Here is a 16,947-nt window from a genome sequence, read left to right as displayed (position 1 = left end):
ATGTCTCTATTCATCTTGTCTATAGATTTCCCTTCCCGTGCATAGGGGCGGGAAACCTGCATGGAGCTTTAACAGAGTCTATTTATTAGGGCGAACTGAAACGATTTCGAGATAATTCATCTTGTCTTCTTTCCAGTCAAGCATGATCTGCAGCTGTGTGCCGCCGCCGGGCAGATATTTATCTGCTGCAAGGTCGATTTGCGGGCCAACCGGGCCTTTTAATACCGGCAGCTCCACTCCTTGTTTCACTCTGTATGTGACAACCTTGCCGAAATCTTCTTTCCAGTCCGATTTAATGGCCAGCTTATTTTTGGCATATTCGACACCGGATATTGTGTCATATGTCCCAAAACTTCCTGGCTTATTTAATGGCTGTTTGTTGTCCAAAACCATTTCAAAGGTATCTCCGGATTTCAGGACAGATTTGACAGGAGTAAATCCTTCCGGCCATGGAGATTGCTCCTTAATCAGGTTAATATATGAATTTTTTATTTGTTCAACACTTTTTCCTTCTTTTGATGCTTCATAAAAGTCGTTCCATGTATTCCTCGAACCATGGTTTATGGCTTTTTCAATTTCGCCTCTTGTGTTGATCCTGTCGTGCAATTCTTCTGGGGTAAGCGTGCCGTGCTTATCTCTTAAATAATCCAGCCGGCTCTTCACAGGCCCCTTGTCCAGCAGATCTGTTTCAACTTTGGCCATGGTAAGCAGCTGATTTTCTAATTCTGCCCCATTTACCGCATTAAAAGGTACACCTGATGCTGCCAAGCGGTTACCTGGTGCATATGGCAGCAGGCTGCGGATTGTCTTAGCCTTAGTAACTCCTTGAATAACGGCCGCCTTAGAAGTGGCCATGCCCGTTTTCGCAACCGCTCCTGCACCTTTCGTCCCGACAACAGATGATACGACAGTGCCAAGGGCATAGCTTACCCAATGTGCCCGGGAATAGGCGTCTCCATGCACCATATCCCTCTCAAACGAGTCAGAAATCGCCTTTGAAATATAATTATACGTTTTAATCGGGTGAACAATTGCTGTGACCGTGCTTTCAATGGTTGCGCCAGGGTCTTTAACAAAATCCCAAATACCTGTCACCAAATCTTTTCCCGCATCGTAAAGACCTGTTCCTATCCCTTTGGCGATTTCCGCATTCTGCTTGCCCATTTCAAGCTGTATAACAATTTGCTGCTGTTCAGGAGGCAAATTATCCAATCCAATAACGTTTGCAATTTCCAGGAATTCTTCTGGGTTGGTTACAGTCGCGAGTTTCGCTTTTAAATCCTCGATCCGGCGTTTTTCCGCTTCTTCTTTCTTGATTTTCAAATAGGCTGTGTTTTCTTTCTTCCTATCCTGAAGCTCCTTATAAACTTCGCTATTTTGATAGGACTTGGCGTCAAAGTATAAAGGAGAGACCTTGCCTCCCCTTGAACTTGATTCCCTTAGCTGCGCAAGCAGGGACACAATGGCAGCCTGGTCTGCTTCAGATTCCGCATATTCTTCAAGCCACCCGCTGTCCGTCTCATTTACCTTGTCTATCGTTTCGAAGCGTTTCCTGTCAGCCTCTGAAATTTGTTCCTGAAATTCCTCATCGGAGAATGGTTCCAGATGGATAATGTCTTCTATCCGGCTGAATATGGCCTTCAGATCACTTTTTTGGGCAGCGACAAGTTCCTTTGACTTCCTGTCTGCATGTGCGACTTCCCCTTCAAGAAACGGCACTTCAACAATGCTGTCCCCTCCGAGCTTAGCCTCTTCTGTATCCCCTTCTATTCCATTTAAAAAAGCAATATGGCGGTCAACAAGGGCTATCCAGGCATCTGATGTGTCCATCTGCGCCCTGTAAAATCCTTTAATCGCCGCAGCACCATTCCCCTTCAGCTCATCATCCAGTTCGACGATGCCGCTGAATCCTTTTTTCAGTTCAATAAGCTGTTCTCTCAAATCGCTATATTGTTTGGAACGCTCCCCTGCAGCATGAATAAGTGCCTTTGCATCATAGATTTTCATTGACATCACGGAAAGTCCTTTCCAGTTTTTCGGCTGATTATCTTAACTAGGAGAATTATTTCAATGAGTGGATTTTCATAGCTCTGTTAATCTTGTCTGTTGAATTCTGCTGCAGGTGCTCTCTCAATCCATTAAGGGTAAAATAACCCGGACCTTGAATAGAATTAAAATATTTGTCATTTTATAGCATATAAAAATCTTAGAAAAGATTTACCATTTTTGCAAGAATATAAAAGTGTTACCCAAATATTCAGGTATATTAAACCAATTTTTTTCCTTATAAACCCATATTTCATTTCACTGATTCCCATCTTCTGAAAATGGTACTATGGCGTTGAGCAGAAAAAGCCGGAAACGCTCGATAAATGACGTTTCCGGCTTGTTATTGTGTTTCATCCTAATAATACGGCACCCGTTTATTTTTCCCGAAAATCATAAGTGCTTTTTATGCTGACACTATCCCCATTTATCTGAAGATGCTCATTATCCAGCCAGGATAGTTTAAATTTTTCTCCAGGGAGTATAAATATAAGACTCTTACTATGATTCTTAAGATTTTCCATTTGTCCGATATAAGTATAATCTGTTCTCCCGAAAATACCTCCTCCGAAATAAACACTTAATTTTTTATCTTTACTAGGCGAAACCAGCATATCAACTTTTTCAAGTTGTGATACATCGTATTTTGATAAATCTTTATTATAGTAGGAGTTTATAAAGTACCAGGTGATTGTGATTGCGATTGTAGCTGCCAATAAAACCCCACAACGTATTCTTTGTCTTAGCATTTTGTCTCCTTTAATTAACCGTTATAGCTTCTTAGAAGGCTGCAGGCTGGACTGTTCGCTGCCGCCCATTTCACTTTGGATGTATCTACAGTGAGTTCCAAATTAAAGCCTGCTGAGCTATTAATTGCAGTTTTTCACCCGTGAAGACAAATCTCCCCACTTTTTTTAGCGGTTTATTGGAGAATTATGGAATTATTTATTTTGATTTATTCATTGATGAAGTCAGACAGGTGTTGTTTTTGGGCTGGTTTTCTTGGAGCTTATATTTTTCCTCCGAAGATGCCATTCTGCGAGGCTTAAATTAAGTGCAATAGAACAAAAGACTGCGGCTGGAAACCCAATTGAAAATCCAAGCTTCATGACAAACACAAAGATTGGCATGAAAATGCGAAAGGTCACGAATACAAGAGTAATAGCATAACTGCGAAGCATCCACTCCTGATGCCTCTTTATATCCTGCTTATGAATTTTCCTAAGACCAATAAATGTCGCGGCAAACCAGAAAATGTCCAGTACAAGGAAGCCAATCCCCGATCCGGCTCCTCCTGTTGCATAATAGGCCAGATAAATTCCCGCAGGCACGCTAAGGAAAATGGCTGACATATACATTTTCCCAATTGTTCTATGCACCTTTTTATTCTTCCTGCTGGATTTCAGGAATTGAAAAGGTCCTAAAATGAGGGCAATGGCCCCTGTTGAAAGCTGACATATACATTTTCCCAATTGTTCTATGCACCTTTTTATTCTTCCTGCTGGATTTCAGGAATTGAAAAGGTCCTAAAATGAGGGCAATGGCCCCTGTTGAAATATGAAAGAATAAAATCACAATCCATAAATCATATGGAAAACTAGGGCTATTTTCCAGCTTGCCGGCAATAATAGCTGCATTTTTGGGATCTTGCAACACATAAGACATTAAAATATAACCAATAAAAGCCGCAACAACCACATAACAGAGCAAGATTTTCACATTAATTTTTTGTTTTGCCACTAACATCTCCCCCAATTCTTAAAATCCCATTCTATTATGAAATCCCCTTAAAGATACTATCTGCATGAACGAAATCATCTTCTCTCTCCACCCGCGGAAACTTGGGAAATTTTATTAACAAAGATGTTATCCCAGGCAGCGATGCACAAATATATTGAGACATAAGCTGTACATCTTCCTTTTTTAATACTCCTGCTTCTATAGCTTGTTTAACAGTTCCAATAAGCAAAAGAAATCCTTTTCCCGGTCATCGGCCTGTAAGCTGGACGGGTCGCTTAAGTTTAAGATGAACTGATAGCAACCAGCTTGAGCAGCCCAAAATGGATATAAGCATAAAAAATCGTTCTTAAACGATTTTCCATGGTGTTACCCGCCCTCATGACGGCAGCTTCCTCAATGCTGTCTAGGAACATTTTATAGCTAACGCTTAAAAACTGCTGCAGGATTTCTTCCTTATTAGCATTAGCAAAATAATTGCAGAACGCAGCAGGGGAATTTTTTATTTTATGAGAGATTTTCCTTATCGATACCTATGCGTATCTTTCTGCGTTAACTGCTGCCGCTTTTCTTTTCTGCCTATAATAAAACAATCACTCCTGATTCATTAAATAGAAATTTTTTACAACACTGTAATTTTACATCTTTTACCATAATAAGCAACTTCATTTTGCAATTATATTTCCTCGGATTGCCTTGGAAGCACTCTCTCTAATAACAGGACTTTAAAATTGAGGCTACCCTAAATCAAATGAAAGCACCCTGACCGGCATGAAACATTCCAAGTACCTCCAATCCCCTTCTTCGCCTAATTTCATTCTAAGTTTATCCAAAACGGTTTTGGGTAGTAGTTTTTAAGAAAGGAGTGATGCGTATGTGGTCTGCCGCAATGTGGGGCGGGATATCAGGATCTGCCGTACTATTAGGTGCTCTTGTTTCCATGTTTTTGCCAATCAAGACAAAAATAATCGGATACATAATGGCGTTTGGTACAGGTGTCTTAATGGGGGCAGCATCGTTTGAGCTCCTCGGCGATGCTGTACATGATGGCGGAATTACACCGACTATTATCGGTTTTATAGCAGGTGCCGCTGTCTTTACTTTATTTGATTACCTGGTTTCCAAAAAAGGCGCCTCCCAAAGAAAGAGGTCAGGCCAGAAAGCGGCTGCAGGCGGCGGCATTGCCATTTTTATCGGCACAGTCATGGACGCCATACCTGAGTCGATCATGATTGGATCGAGCCTGCTCGAAAAAGAGACAGTCAGCTTTTTGTTAGTAGTCGCCATTTTCATCAGCAATATTCCAGAGGGGCTTTCAAGCACTGCCGGCATGAAGAACAGCGGCTACTCGAAAACCAAAATCATGCTGCTTTGGATCACTGTATTAGCCATTTCAACATTTGCTTCATGGGGAGGCTACTTTTTCCTTGATCATGCTTCAGGAGCTATTATGTCAGAAATAGGCGCTTTTGCAGGCGGAGGGATCATTGCGATGATCGCTTCTACAATGATGCCAGAAGCCTATGAAGACAGCGGCCCTCTGACAGGACTGATCGCTGCACTCGGATTGCTGGTGTCTCTTCTGCTTGATCATTATTCATAAAAAAGCTTTACAGGCGGGGTGCCAATGCCCCCCTGACAAGCTGCCCGTTTCTGCTTCCCTCAGCCTCCCCCCTGCATCTAGAGAAGCCGCATGACAAATACCTTATCTTTCGCCGGAAACATCTTCATTCAAAAATTACCCCTTCCATTATTTTCTATGCTACACTGTCATTTAGGATCAGCCTTTTTCTACAATACAAGGTTTTTCATACGATTATTTTCTGGCTTCATATAACAATACTCAGGGGGTTTTTATGGAATTCAGAGGATCAAGTGTCTACGATGAAGCGGAGTTTTTCACAAACTATATAAAAAGAAGGGAAAGACCAGACAGTCCTAATACTGCGATTGAGGGGCCATTGATGTATGAACTGATCGGCGGCTTTAAAGGCAAAAGAATTCTGGATTTAGGCTGCGGAGATGCTTCGTTTGGCAGGGATCTGCTTAATGGGGGAGCGGCTTTTTATGCAGGTGTGGAGGGATCCAGGAATATGGCAGCCCGGGCATTATCAAATTTGGATGGAGTCAATGGGATGCTCTTCAATGAAACCATGGAAACCTATTCCTTCCCATCAAACCAATTTGATATTGTGACATCACGGTTCGCCATTCATTATGTGGCAGATATTAACCAGTTATTCCAAAACGTCCTGACATCCCTAAAAGAAACGGGAAGATTCATTTTCAGCGTCCAGCACCCGCTCACCACCTCTTCTTTTATCAGCAAACAATCGGGAGAACTGCGCGAAAACTGGGTGGTGAATGATTATTTTCTGGATGGAGAGAGAAAGGAACCGTGGATTGGACAGGTTGTCGTGAAGTACCCTCGGACTATTGAACACTATTTCCGTACACTTACCCAATCCGGATTTACCGTCACTGATCTTCGGGAAGGCACGCCAAAACGCGAACATTTCAGCAGTGAAAGTGAGTTTAAACGAAGACAAAGAATTCCTTTAGTGCTTGCATTTTCTTGTGTAAAAGGTCAGAGGTAAGATAGCTATGTCGTCCGGCCATTAATTCCCGATACCGTCCATATTGACTCATTCATCATTGGCTGCCCCGGCAGCTTTTTTTGTTTAAGCATGCATTCCGCTAAAAGCGAGCTTTACTTTGTATACATTTACAAACACACCACATACTACTTTTAAACAGACAAAACAAAGGAGATATCGAATTTGCCTAAACAAAACAAAATGAGCTCAGCCGAAGTAGGGATATTATGGATGACTTATCACAAAAAAACAATGATTCTCCGGATAGTTGATTATTTCATTGAGACATCAGATGATCAAAAGGCTAAAGCACTCATGCAGGGACTCGTAAAAAAACTAAATCCCATGGTGGATGAAATTTCAGCATTACTGAAAAAAGACGGTGCAGCGGTTCCAATCGGATTTACGATGGAAGACGTAAATCTTGAAGCTCCAAATCTTTATGAGCAGGGATTTGACATTACGTTCTGCCGCATACTTAAGGAAATAAGTATGGGCATGTATGCGTTACATACTACATTATCGTATCGCGAAGATATTATCATGTTCTATAAAAAACTTACGGACATAACACAAACCTATTATAATTTATTTACACAATATCTGCTTGATAACAGGATTCTGCCAGCGCCAAATTTTACAGAAATGCCAACATCCAATGAATATATTACTGACACAAGCTATATGAAGGGAACAAACCTTCTTGGCCATAAAAGACCCTTGAATACTATTGAATTCGGATTGTTGTTTCATTCCCTGGAAACCAATATTACCGGTATGCAGCTGATGAAAAGCTTTGCACAATGCACAAAAGACGAAGAAGCCAAAAAGTATTTTATAAAAGGGCAAAACCTGACAAAGGAAATAATAAAAGGCACCGAGAACATCCTTCTTGAAAATAACGTTCAGCCAGCCGCAGCATCAGGCGGGGTGGTCACTACATCAACTATAGCTCCTTTTTCGGATAAAATGATGGTATTTTGCTGCTATCTTTTAGGAGGATTCAGCATTGGCAGCCAAGGGTTTGCCAATGCTTTTGTCCTGAGAAATGATATTATTGCAAAGTCAGGAATCTATACGAAGGATGTATATGGATACGTTCTTGAAGGCGCTAAACTCATGATGTCAAAAGGCTGGATGGCGGAGCCCCCTAAAATGGAATCTTGATAACTACAAGAAGAGTTCGTAAAATAAACTGCACATTCATTCCAGGATAGGCTGACGATGAGTGTGCAGTTTTTTAAGCTATATTTCTTGAATCATCTCCACCCTATTTCCGAAAGGATCCCTGAACTCGAATCGCTCATAACCTGGGATTGGCACGGAATCAAAGATCACAATGCCATTTTGCTTGAGCCTGTTCCTCCAATAAAAAATATCCTCCACCAGATAAGCAACATGCGCTTTTGTTTTTAACCTGTCAAAACTATCCTCTGAACCAACATGCACATCCATATTACCGGTTTTTATCCAAAAGCCTCCCCGCCCCTTTAGCGGTTCAGGCTTTTCAATTTCCGGCAGGCCCAGCATGCCGCAGTAAAATTTCTTCCCCTCTTCTTCAGCGCCCTTAGGGATCGTAATCTGCACGTGATGCACACCCAGAACCATACTGCTTCCCCCTATCCATTTTTCATTGGCTCTCACTAATATAAGTATAGCTGGATGAAGCCATTAAGATAAATACCGATAAATTATCCCTTTTAATAACAATTTCTTATAACCGCAAAAAACAAGTTTCTCCATAACAAAAGAGCCGCGAAGTGCAGCCCTCTGATTTACACATAAATGTTCACATTCCTTACTCCTGTAATAATGGATGCCATTGTTCCGACAATTCCAATGATCAGCATGGAATATAATAAGCTAGCGTCTTTTAATATCAAAATTCCCGTTAAAATAATGACCGCATCTATGACTAATATGATAATCCCGACATTGACCGAAAAAACTTTTGCCATGATGAGCGCCAATAAGTCCATTCCTCCAGGGCTGATATGCTCCTTCAGCATGCACCCGACCCCGATACCGATCAGTGTTCCTCCAATCAGCACACTATATAAAACAGGCAAATGAATCAACGTCTGAAAAGGCTTAAGCAAATCAATCACGGTGCTCGATATGACTACTCCAGCCATCCCGTTTACAAAATATGATTTGTCATAGAAACTGGCCGCTAAAAAAATCGGTGCATTCAAGCAGATAAATACAAGTGCCACATTATAATTCATAACATAATGCAAGATCAAACTGACTCCCCATATACCTCCATTCAAAAGATGGTATGGTATAACAAATCCATTCAGGCCTACTCCGATGAAGATACTTGATAATAGAGCTATACAAATTTTACGGATCATGCCATCATCCCTTGTCCATTGCTACAGACAATATATGTCATGGAAGAGTTATTATTCCGGTTTGTTCTTAGACTCGCATTAGAATATTACGATAGTTTCCCTTAGCATCAAGTGCACACAGTCATATTTTAAAAATCTTACTGAGACTTCTCCGCAATAATTTTTCCGACTTGCTTCCATTCCATTTACCGCAAGGCAGAGCAACGCCGAATATGATAGACTAATGTTATCCAAATTTACCAATTAATCCAGAAAGCAGGAGCTCAATGAGCAAAAAAAGATTTGCTTTATATACCGCAATTATAATAATAGCCGTTTTAGCGTTTCTATATTTTAGACCATACTCTGAGAAGCTGACGAAATCTGCCAACCTTTCCAAGGAGTCCATAGGAGGGATGAAAATACACGAAAGTATACATGAAGGCAGTTTTATAACAAGGTACGGAAAACCGCTAAGCAAGGAAAATAATGATTACTATGACTATTATCATTGGAAAGGCGGATTAGAAACTGCTTCTATTAATTCCGGCAAAAATAAAGGATCTCTGATGAGGCTAATAATAACCGGTACGGAAAACAACATATACGATAACCCACTCCGAACAGAAAAAGGAATTAAACTGGGAGACAGTAAGGAAAAAGTGCTCTCTTTGTATGGAGATAACTATTACAAAAGCAATGAGCAAGGAGCAGACATTATTGGCTATATTGACCATAAACACAATCTAACGTTAGAGTTTTGGTGTGTCAGCAATGGTAAAGTTGCCAAAATTCAATTAGATGATTCAAGTGTTGAGTAATAAGTGTTATTGCTCGGCTTTATGATATAACACCCCTCCCGCCTGGATGGCAATCATAGCGGGGTGCATCTCTCTCTTTCTGGAAGCCTTTCAAAGTCCGCAAAAAACTTTTTCATGTAAAAGCCTGCCACATGGGCGGCTTTTATGTGGAAAGTCGTTCATACAGATACTCAAATAACCCACATTTTTCCTTCGTTTAGGCTGTTTTCGTAAACTTTGTTGCTATGATACAAGGTGGCTGATTTCCGCTCCAGGATGCTCGCTTTCCGCGGGGCAGCCAGTGCCTCCTCGGCTGTGCCTGCTTAGGTCTCACCTGATCTGCTAATCTAAGCAGGAGTCTCACACCTTACGCTCTAATCAACCTGACTTGACAATGAGAACGCCTCACATAACAAATTAAAAAAACAACAATTTTAAGAAAAGAGCCTTCATTTATTAACTATCATTTTTTAATCCAATCTCATCCAATTAATATTTTTTCCTCTGCATATCTAATTTTGGTTCCATTTCGTTTAGACATCCAAGCAAAAGCCATTGTTAAAGGTCCTATTCTACCAATAAACATCATGATTGTGATAAGAATTCTTCCTGCAGGGGATAAGTGACTGGTTAATCCTGCTGAAAGACCTACTGTCCCAAAGGCAGAAATCGTTTCAAAAAGAATTTTCTCCATACTTGCATGCTCTGTATATGTGAGCAAGAAGAAAATAATAAAGATAAATATGACAGCAATAACGCTAATTGATAATGATTTATTTACCAATTGCCATGATATTCGTCTCTTAAAAATGTTCACATCACCTTTATTAGATAAAAATGTCCAAAGAGTCAATAAAATAATGACAAAAGTGGTTACTTTAATTCCTCCGCCGGTAGAGCCAGAAGAAGCTCCAATAAACATTAGTACCATCATGAAGACCTGAGAGGGTAAGGTCATTTGTCCGATATCAATTGTATTGAATCCTGCTGTCCGAGTAACAACTCCCTGAAAATAAGATGCCCACACTTTATCTTCTAACCCCAACTTCCCTATAGTAGCAGAGTTATGATATTCCGAAGCAAAAATAATAAAAGTGGCAACGATATTAAGAATTAATGAGAACAATAAAACGACCTTGGAATGAAGAGTTAACTTTCTCCAAGATTTTTTTTGCCAAATATCCAATATTACGGTATAACCTATCCCGCCTATAATAAATAAAAATGTGATAACCAAATTAATTGCAGGATCCCCCACCCATTTACTTAAATTGTCTGGTTCAAGTCCAAATCCAGCATTGTTGAACGCTGAAACCGAATGGAAAACACCATAATAAGCAGCTTTTCCCCATGTCATCTCCTCGGCCCAACGTACCGCTAAAATGATAGCACCTGCAATTTCTACAATTAGTGTAATACTAATAATCTTTAAAACAAGTGTCACTACACCTGAAAGAGTAAATAAATTCAAGGAATCTTGAAGCAGCAATCTTTCTTTTATTCCTATTTTCTTTCCCAGGATGATGAACATAAATATACCTAAAGTCATAAAACCCGATCCGCCAATTTGGATTAAAAACAAAAGGACGATTTGTCCAAATACAGTAAACGTCGTGCCTGTATCCACCACTGCCAGTCCTGTTACACATACCGCAGAGGTGGCTTCAAACAAAGCATCGATCATGCCCAGCCCATGTCCTTCTTCCGTTGTAGAAATAGGCAGCATCAATAGGAATGTACCTATTAATATGAGGATGGAAAAGCCTATTACAAGAATCTGCGCGGGATGTAATTTAATTATTTTCCCCTTTTTTTTAACCAATTTCACTGTCGTCTTTCCCTTCTATCACATGTAATTATTAAAACCTTTCAGTATTAAATGTCTCTTTTGAGGACAAATTCATCCACTCATTGGCCCTCCCCCAAGCCCTAAAGACCGGACTTGAAACTTCATGATTATGATAGACGATAGTTATATAATTTCTTACATCTAAATCCCTTGCCTTGTTCTCTATCTCCAATTCCGGAATCAGCTTATTCAAGGTATCTTTCTGCTCCTGCATGGACGCACGAATCAGCGTCAATAGTGAATGTTCATAAGATGCGGTCTCATCAAGCAGCGCTGAGTCAGTTTTAACACTTCGGAAAAAGCATGTTGCAGCTTTGCGGGCATTGAGGCATCTCCTTTCTATTTTGACTATTATTATCACTATAAAAAGAACGAAGACTGCTTCTGCAAAATGCGAAACAGCCATGGAAAAACCTCGGATTCTAATTGGCTACTCTTCTCCTAAAATGGCGACAGGACTGAAGGATTCATAGTGAACGTGTTCTTTCGATACTCCCCATTCATCCAGAGCTTTAATGATTGTCTCCATAAAAGGAAGAGAACCGCAAAGATAAAATTGCGCGTCCTTAGTGCCAGCATTCGCTTTTAAGAAGTTTAAATCAACATAACCTTCTTTATCAAAATTTTTGGAAGCCCTATCCTCCTCAGTCGGCGCGTCATAACAAACCAAGTATGTTAAATGGCTGTTGTTATCTGATAGTTGTTTTAAATCCTCCCGGAAAGCATGGGTTTTACTATTGCGCGCAGAATGGATAAAAGTGATTTCCTTCGCTGTTTTTTCATTTACAAGAGTCTGCAGCATACTGTATACCGGTGTAATCCCGATACCTCCGCTAATAAACACAACTGGCAAATCATCCTGCTCAAGAACAAAGTCTCCTGCAGGTGCTGAAAACGGAAGTGAATCACCTGTTTGGATATGGTTATGTAGATAATTTGAAACAATACCTTCCGGCGATGTATCATGTTCGTCTTCCCGCTTCACGCTGATCCGGTAATAATCCTTCCCTGCTGCTTCGGATAGGCTGTAATGGCGGATATGGGTATACTCTTCACCTGGAACTTTTGCCTTAATGGTAAGATATTGTCCTGCTTTATAGCCCGCGATTTCTTTCCCGTCTTCAGGCCTCAGGTAAAAGGAAGTCACTTCATCGCTTTCTTTCACCTTTTTCTCCACAATAAAGCTGCGGTAGCCTTCCCATCCGCCTGTCTGATTTTTAGTTTCTGCATACAATTTCTCTTCAAGTTCAATAAAAGCATCGGAAATATAGCCATAAGCCTTTCCCCACGCTTCAATGATTTCTTCTGTTGCTGCATCTCCCAGAACATCTTTGACAGCGTCAAGCAGCGTCTCGCCCACTACAGGATATTGCTCCGCTTTAATTCCGATTGCCCTGTGTTTTTGAGATATTCTCTCTATAACAGGCTTGATTGCGCCAAGATTTGTTATATGCTCTCCAGCCGCATAAACAGCGTATCCCAACGCTTCCTGCTGAAGGCCTCTTTTCTGGTTAGTCTGATTGAAAATATTATAAAGATCAGGGGCCTTTTCAAATAATAATGTATAAAACCTTTTCCCAATTTCCTTACTATGCTCCTTTAATACCGGGGCAGTTGCCTGAACAATACCAATCGTTTTTTCATCAATCATATAAACACACCCTCCATTTCAATACTATAAATAGTATCCTCTTTTTGGGAGACCAAAATACCTGCCTGGCACCTTTAGCCAAATTTGTTAAAGAAACATCGTATTTCTATATCTATATCCTTTGTTTTGGTCATTAAACCCAAATCAAAAAATGTATCAAATGACTCAGGAGGTATCCTGTTTATATTCAATGCAGAAATATGGACATATGAAGCTGCAATCCGCAATATGATACAAACCAGCTCGCCGCCCACGCCCCCTATATTTTTAGTACATTCTCTCACAAACTTTGCGTTTTGAGACTTTGATTCTCAATAATTACACCATTCATGGTTTTTTCCTGGCGAAACCCGTTTTTATATCAATGTATGATAAACTTTTATATAAGTGTTATATGTCTATATCAGTGGGGTGTACATTTGGAAAGTACGCATTTAATAGAAGTCAATGAAATTCAGACTCTTACCAAGGGCCATGTATTATATTTTTTCAAAAATCAGGATCAGTATGTTAAAAATGTGGTCGACTTTGTCATTTCTGGTTTAGAACTGAGTGAATATAGTGTTATTGTAGAAAATGATCGTTTTATTCCGTTGATAAAAAAAAGACTTAAATTGTTAGTGGATGAAAGTCGCTTAAAAAAAGTGGCGTTCGTCAATAATTATGATTTCTATTTTGCCACGGGAGATTTTAGAATTAATTCTATTTTCGATTATCTTCCGAACTTAATTGAAGGAGATCTAAAAAACGATTTAGCTATCAGAAGCTGGGCTCATGTAGAGTGGCGGGATGAAAGGGAGGTAAGCAGAAAATTAATGGATTCTGAAAATGAAGCGGATAAAATTGTTGCCGAAACAAAACTTCTTTCTGTATGTGCCTATGATTCAGAGAGAATTAGTAAAGAATTTAAGGAAGGACTTTTAAATTGCCATAACTTTCTTATAAACGAGGCAGGGAAAAGCTAAGGGACAAATATTAATAAAGCTGAAGGCCATTGTAATTAAATGGATATAGTGTTAGCCTTAGTGTACATAGGTGTTTCCTATGTAAAGGAGAGTAACACTATGAACAACAAGCGAGTGCACTTACTCTTTATCAAGGAACTTGGACGGTTACTAAATGAGTTCAACAATTGTGACGATGACCAGGTAAAAAATATCATCTATCAAGATATTTTTTTACTTCGAGATGCATTGCATTTGACTGCTATTAAATAGTGGTCTTTTTTAGTCCGCGTAATATGAACCTCCCTCCATCAATACCATGCTCATTCAATCTAAGCAGCTGCTTCCTCAAAATTCCGGTTTATAAAATGTTCCCTCTTAATCTCTAATTTCGTTGAGATCGCGGATTCTTCCGAATATCACGGTAACCTATCTGTTTCCCGTACTGTGATGTAGTTTATTTTTCCTTCAGGTGGACACACCGGACCCCTTTTCTGCTTTTCTATTCTTATTAGTACAAGCAAAAAAGGGGGAAAATAAATATGAAAGCCAAAAACATTTGACACTGCATCCAATCGAGTTTTATTAGCTGAATTCGATAAAAATTGGGAACGTGAAATATCCGCTGAACTAATTGTCTATACTGCAACATATCATGATGCTGAAGTAAATCTTCTTCTTTTAGGAGGACAAACCCAGACACTAGTATTCAGGAAACGCAAGACCATCATTGTTGCAGAAGGACGTTTCACTTCTCACCTCATTCCTATTCTATTACTTCATGATCGGTACTTTTTAATTGGCCTATCGTATAGCTATTTTTTAATGCTAGCAGCACATGGCAAGGTCAAGAGGAAGGCAATGGTCCACAAACCTGTTATTTGATAAATGCATTTAAATTGATTAAAAAGTTTCGTTTTAGATGACTATACTGTTTTTCATTAGTATCTTTATATGCTTCTTCTCTATTTGAAGGAAGATCGGTATACAATAGGTCTTCTGTAAATTGAGAAGCTGTAAAATCTAATCTCTTGCCGTTAATGATATTATAAAAATGCCATCCATCGTGCAATTTAGTTTTCTTTATCTCTCCGCCCAATATATCATTTACAACTAATGCGGTGACCCCGCATTGCCCTTTAGCAGGATTATCTTTAATCAACATTGAACTTGTTTCTAAAGACCAGGATTTAAACAATGTTTCCATGATTACCTCAGCTGGTATTGTAAGACTCCCCATATGTAACACCCTCACTTTTATTGTGCAATGCTATTTTCTTCAAGCCCTTACGAAAAGAGTTATTAACCATTCCCCCAAATTCTATTTACTTCTTTCAATTCGAATTTATTAAAAGAAAGTTTATAAATATCCGGCATATTGAGTTCTTTCCAAAAATCAAAGCCATACTTAGTATCAAAGTAATTCATAATAAGAACCATTACATTGCCATGTGTACCTATTAAAATGTTTTTATCTTCAAATCTTTCTAACACTTTTAAAGTAGCTTTAACTCCCCTTTTTTGAGCAGTTACATTAGATTCTCCGCCTTCCCAAAAAAATGAAGGCTCTTTCCAGACTTTTGTTATAGCTAACTGAAAATTTTCTACACGTTGTGAAGATAATTGCCTCTCTTTGAATGCATCCTCAATAATAATTTCTTTTTCAATACACTTTGCTACACCTTCTACAGTTTGTATTGCGCGTAGATAAGGACTTGAAATAACATAATCTATACTTTCTTTGGCAAGCAGTTGATTTACTATTTTTGCGTCACATAAACCTTTTTCTGATAAGGGCCTTTTAAGTTCTTCTGTAGAATATTCAGAATGAGCGTGTCTTACAAAGTACAAATTTGTTAACAAACTGTCCTCTCCTTAAGCATGATTGTCATCACAAATGTATTTTGAGAAACATGATAAAATTGTCCGTTTAATAATTCCTATTTAAGGTAATTGGGATTCCATTCAGCTGCCAATCGAGCCAATGATGCAAAGTTCATTCGAGCTGAAAGCCAGAATGCTGAGCTGCATTCTTACTTGGAATCTTCCTCAATTAAAAATTCAAAAATTGCCGGTACTCTTTCTCTCCATGCCTGCTCGTTATGGACAGCTCCGTCTATAATGTCGAAGCGCAAGTCTTTTACTTTATTTTTCAATATATAGTAAACTCTTTCGCTGGAGTCCACATAACGCTGGCTTCCGATGCTTTGTGTATCTTCGTTTATGCCAATATCCATGTAAAACTTTTCAATGCCGGAAAGATCGCTGTTTTGGATGAAGCTCTCGATTTCCTTCTGATTGAACCAGTAAGCCGAGGAAACGGAGGCGATTTTCTTAAAGATATCAGGATATGCACAGGCTGCGTAAGTAGAAATCAAGCCGCCCATCGAGCTGCCCGCCATGGAGGTTTCTTCTGTTTTTGTTCTATATTTCTCATCAATCATCGGTTTTAGCTCTTGTGCAATATAATCAATGTATAGTTTGCCTTCCCCGCCTATTGTATCTTCGTTAACAGGAAAGACCCTGCTCATTTCTTCGCTTGGCCATGGCCCATATTCATCGAGGCGCTTGTAGCCTTCATGATTGCAGTCAAATCCCACTACAATCATTTTTCTGCCGCTAGCCGCCAGATAATCTGAAATCCCCCAGGATACACCGTAATTCGCATCTTCATCTTTAAAAAGATTTTGGCCATCATGCATATAAAGAACAGGATACCTCGTATCATTTTGATAATAATCCTCAGGCAAGTATACTCTTGCTGTTCTTTTTCGGTTAAACGGCGTAATCACCACTTCAAAAATTCCTCAAGCATAAAAAAATCCCCTCCCAATCTATCTCTATTATAGCTATACATTTCCAAATAGGCTCTTTGAATGCATAAACCCATCACTTTTCCCGCATACAAACAGGTTTTCAAGATAATCATGCAGCTTTCTTCTATAATCATGCAGCTTTCTTCTATAATCATGCGACTTTCTTCCATA

Annotated in this window: 19 protein-coding genes; 5 read left to right on the top strand and 14 right to left on the bottom strand. The window is 39.5% G+C overall.

Features of this window, described 5'->3' with window-relative positions; all coding sequences use genetic code 11:
* Positions 1 to 78: 78 nt before the first annotated feature.
* From BM126_RS07940 to BM126_RS22780, 5 genes are all read right to left on the bottom strand, one after another.
* Positions 79 to 2,013, bottom strand: coding sequence for a ribonuclease YeeF family protein (locus BM126_RS07940; protein ID WP_090989032.1), 1,935 nt, complete (start codon positions 2,011 to 2,013; stop codon positions 79 to 81).
* A 410-nt stretch (positions 2,014 to 2,423) separates the two neighbouring features.
* Positions 2,424 to 2,795 (bottom strand): DUF5412 family protein, encoded by a 372-nt coding sequence (locus BM126_RS07935; protein ID WP_090989031.1) that lies wholly within the window; start codon positions 2,793 to 2,795, stop codon positions 2,424 to 2,426.
* A 222-nt stretch (positions 2,796 to 3,017) separates the two neighbouring features.
* Entirely contained in the window at positions 3,018 to 3,518 is a 501-nt protein-coding gene (locus BM126_RS07930; RefSeq protein WP_177201364.1) for a DUF2306 domain-containing protein, read from the bottom strand.
* Entirely contained in the window at positions 3,430 to 3,786 is a 357-nt protein-coding gene (locus BM126_RS07925) for a DUF2306 domain-containing protein (RefSeq protein WP_177201363.1), read from the bottom strand. Before BM126_RS07925 ends, BM126_RS07930 begins: the two co-directional genes overlap by 89 nt.
* A gap of 281 nt (positions 3,787 to 4,067) precedes the next feature.
* Complete coding sequence (locus BM126_RS22780; protein WP_256213025.1) at positions 4,068 to 4,199, bottom strand: hypothetical protein; 132 nt, start codon at positions 4,197 to 4,199, stop codon at positions 4,068 to 4,070.
* Positions 4,200 to 4,657: 458 nt separating this feature from the next.
* Here BM126_RS22780 and BM126_RS07915 point away from each other — a divergent pair, with 458 nt between their 5' ends.
* The 3 genes from BM126_RS07915 (at position 4,658) to BM126_RS07905 (ending at position 7,547) form a co-directional block, all read left to right on the top strand.
* Positions 4,658 to 5,386 carry a ZIP family metal transporter gene (locus BM126_RS07915; protein ID WP_090989027.1) on the top strand — a complete coding sequence of 243 codons (729 nt, stop codon included), beginning with the start codon at positions 4,658 to 4,660 and terminating at the stop codon, positions 5,384 to 5,386.
* A 253-nt stretch (positions 5,387 to 5,639) separates the two neighbouring features.
* Positions 5,640 to 6,380: a class I SAM-dependent DNA methyltransferase gene (locus tag BM126_RS07910; protein WP_090989026.1), complete on the top strand. Its 741-nt coding sequence runs from the start codon at positions 5,640 to 5,642 to the stop codon at positions 6,378 to 6,380.
* 183 nt (positions 6,381 to 6,563) lie between these two features.
* Complete coding sequence (locus tag BM126_RS07905) at positions 6,564 to 7,547, top strand: DUF3231 family protein (protein WP_090989025.1); 984 nt, start codon at positions 6,564 to 6,566, stop codon at positions 7,545 to 7,547.
* Positions 7,548 to 7,625: 78 nt separating this feature from the next.
* Here BM126_RS07905 and BM126_RS07900 read toward each other — a convergent pair whose 3' ends face one another.
* Together BM126_RS07900 and BM126_RS07895 are read right to left on the bottom strand one after the other, a co-directional pair.
* On the bottom strand, positions 7,626 to 7,988 hold the full coding sequence (locus BM126_RS07900) for a VOC family protein (RefSeq protein WP_090989024.1): 363 nt from the start codon (positions 7,986 to 7,988) through the stop codon (positions 7,626 to 7,628).
* 167 nt (positions 7,989 to 8,155) lie between these two features.
* Entirely contained in the window at positions 8,156 to 8,737 is a 582-nt protein-coding gene (locus BM126_RS07895) for a YitT family protein (RefSeq protein ID WP_090989023.1), read from the bottom strand.
* A 266-nt stretch (positions 8,738 to 9,003) separates the two neighbouring features.
* Between BM126_RS07895 and BM126_RS07890 the strand changes: the two genes are divergently transcribed.
* A complete protein-coding gene (locus BM126_RS07890) occupies positions 9,004 to 9,537 on the top strand; it encodes a hypothetical protein (RefSeq protein ID WP_090989022.1) in 534 nt (177 codons plus the stop codon).
* A gap of 460 nt (positions 9,538 to 9,997) precedes the next feature.
* Here BM126_RS07890 and BM126_RS07885 read toward each other — a convergent pair whose 3' ends face one another.
* The 3 genes from BM126_RS07885 to hmpA all read right to left on the bottom strand — a co-directional run bounded on the left by BM126_RS07885 (position 9,998) and on the right by hmpA (position 13,016).
* Positions 9,998 to 11,344 (bottom strand): TrkH family potassium uptake protein, encoded by a 1,347-nt coding sequence (locus tag BM126_RS07885; protein WP_090989021.1) that lies wholly within the window; start codon positions 11,342 to 11,344, stop codon positions 9,998 to 10,000.
* 31 nt (positions 11,345 to 11,375) lie between these two features.
* Positions 11,376 to 11,726, bottom strand: coding sequence for a hypothetical protein (locus BM126_RS07880; protein ID WP_141770043.1), 351 nt, complete (start codon positions 11,724 to 11,726; stop codon positions 11,376 to 11,378).
* Positions 11,727 to 11,795: 69 nt separating this feature from the next.
* Complete coding sequence (gene hmpA / locus BM126_RS07875) at positions 11,796 to 13,016, bottom strand: NO-inducible flavohemoprotein (protein ID WP_090989019.1); 1,221 nt, start codon at positions 13,014 to 13,016, stop codon at positions 11,796 to 11,798.
* A 419-nt stretch (positions 13,017 to 13,435) separates the two neighbouring features.
* Here hmpA and BM126_RS07865 point away from each other — a divergent pair, with 419 nt between their 5' ends.
* Positions 13,436 to 13,981, top strand: coding sequence for an MEDS domain-containing protein (locus tag BM126_RS07865; RefSeq protein WP_090989017.1), 546 nt, complete (start codon positions 13,436 to 13,438; stop codon positions 13,979 to 13,981).
* An 856-nt stretch (positions 13,982 to 14,837) separates the two neighbouring features.
* Here BM126_RS07865 and BM126_RS07860 read toward each other — a convergent pair.
* The 4 genes from BM126_RS07860 to BM126_RS07845 form a co-directional block, all read right to left on the bottom strand.
* Positions 14,838 to 15,200 carry a YunG family protein gene (locus tag BM126_RS07860; protein ID WP_090989016.1) on the bottom strand — a complete coding sequence of 121 codons (363 nt, stop codon included), beginning with the start codon at positions 15,198 to 15,200 and terminating at the stop codon, positions 14,838 to 14,840.
* A gap of 62 nt (positions 15,201 to 15,262) precedes the next feature.
* The gene (locus BM126_RS07855) at positions 15,263 to 15,823 is read right to left on the bottom strand and encodes a histidine phosphatase family protein (protein WP_090989015.1); all 561 of its coding nucleotides are present in this window, start codon (positions 15,821 to 15,823) and stop codon (positions 15,263 to 15,265) included.
* Positions 15,824 to 15,993: 170 nt separating this feature from the next.
* On the bottom strand, positions 15,994 to 16,752 hold the full coding sequence (locus BM126_RS07850) for an alpha/beta hydrolase (RefSeq protein WP_256213024.1): 759 nt from the start codon (positions 16,750 to 16,752) through the stop codon (positions 15,994 to 15,996).
* Positions 16,749 to 16,946: a hypothetical protein gene (locus tag BM126_RS07845; RefSeq protein ID WP_141770042.1), complete on the bottom strand. Its 198-nt coding sequence runs from the start codon at positions 16,944 to 16,946 to the stop codon at positions 16,749 to 16,751. The genes BM126_RS07850 and BM126_RS07845 overlap by 4 nt, the downstream gene beginning before the upstream one ends.
* Position 16,947: the final 1 nt, after the last annotated feature.

It is taken from the genome of Bacillus sp. OV322 (assembly GCF_900112495.1).
Lineage (GTDB): Bacteria > Bacillota > Bacilli > Bacillales > DSM-1321 > Peribacillus.
The sequence above is the reverse complement of the archived record's forward strand: the minus strand, read 5'-3'. Positions and strand labels throughout refer to the sequence as shown.

Bases quoted from the DNA above. Each gene is read 5' to 3' on its own strand.
- BM126_RS07935 (WP_090989031.1), bottom strand. From the start codon at position 2,795: ATGCTAAGACAAAGAATACGTTGTGGGGTTTTATTGGCAGCTACAATC.
- BM126_RS07900 (WP_090989024.1), bottom strand. From the start codon at position 7,988: ATGGTTCTGGGTGTGCATCACGTGCAGATTACGATCCCTAAGGGCGCT.
- BM126_RS07860 (WP_090989016.1), bottom strand. From the start codon at position 15,200: ATGGGGAGTCTTACAATACCAGCTGAGGTAATCATGGAAACATTGTTT.
- hmpA (WP_090989019.1), bottom strand. From the start codon at position 13,016: ATGATTGATGAAAAAACGATTGGTATTGTTCAGGCAACTGCCCCGGTA.
- BM126_RS22780 (WP_256213025.1), bottom strand. From the start codon at position 4,199: ATGTTCCTAGACAGCATTGAGGAAGCTGCCGTCATGAGGGCGGGTAAC.
- BM126_RS07940 (WP_090989032.1), bottom strand. From the start codon at position 2,013: ATGTCAATGAAAATCTATGATGCAAAGGCACTTATTCATGCTGCAGGG.
- BM126_RS07890 (WP_090989022.1), top strand. From the start codon at position 9,004: ATGAGCAAAAAAAGATTTGCTTTATATACCGCAATTATAATAATAGCC.
- BM126_RS07910 (WP_090989026.1), top strand. From the start codon at position 5,640: ATGGAATTCAGAGGATCAAGTGTCTACGATGAAGCGGAGTTTTTCACA.
- BM126_RS07845 (WP_141770042.1), bottom strand. From the start codon at position 16,946: ATGGAAGAAAGTCGCATGATTATAGAAGAAAGCTGCATGATTATAGAA.
- BM126_RS07915 (WP_090989027.1), top strand. From the start codon at position 4,658: ATGTGGTCTGCCGCAATGTGGGGCGGGATATCAGGATCTGCCGTACTA.
- BM126_RS07895 (WP_090989023.1), bottom strand. From the start codon at position 8,737: ATGATCCGTAAAATTTGTATAGCTCTATTATCAAGTATCTTCATCGGA.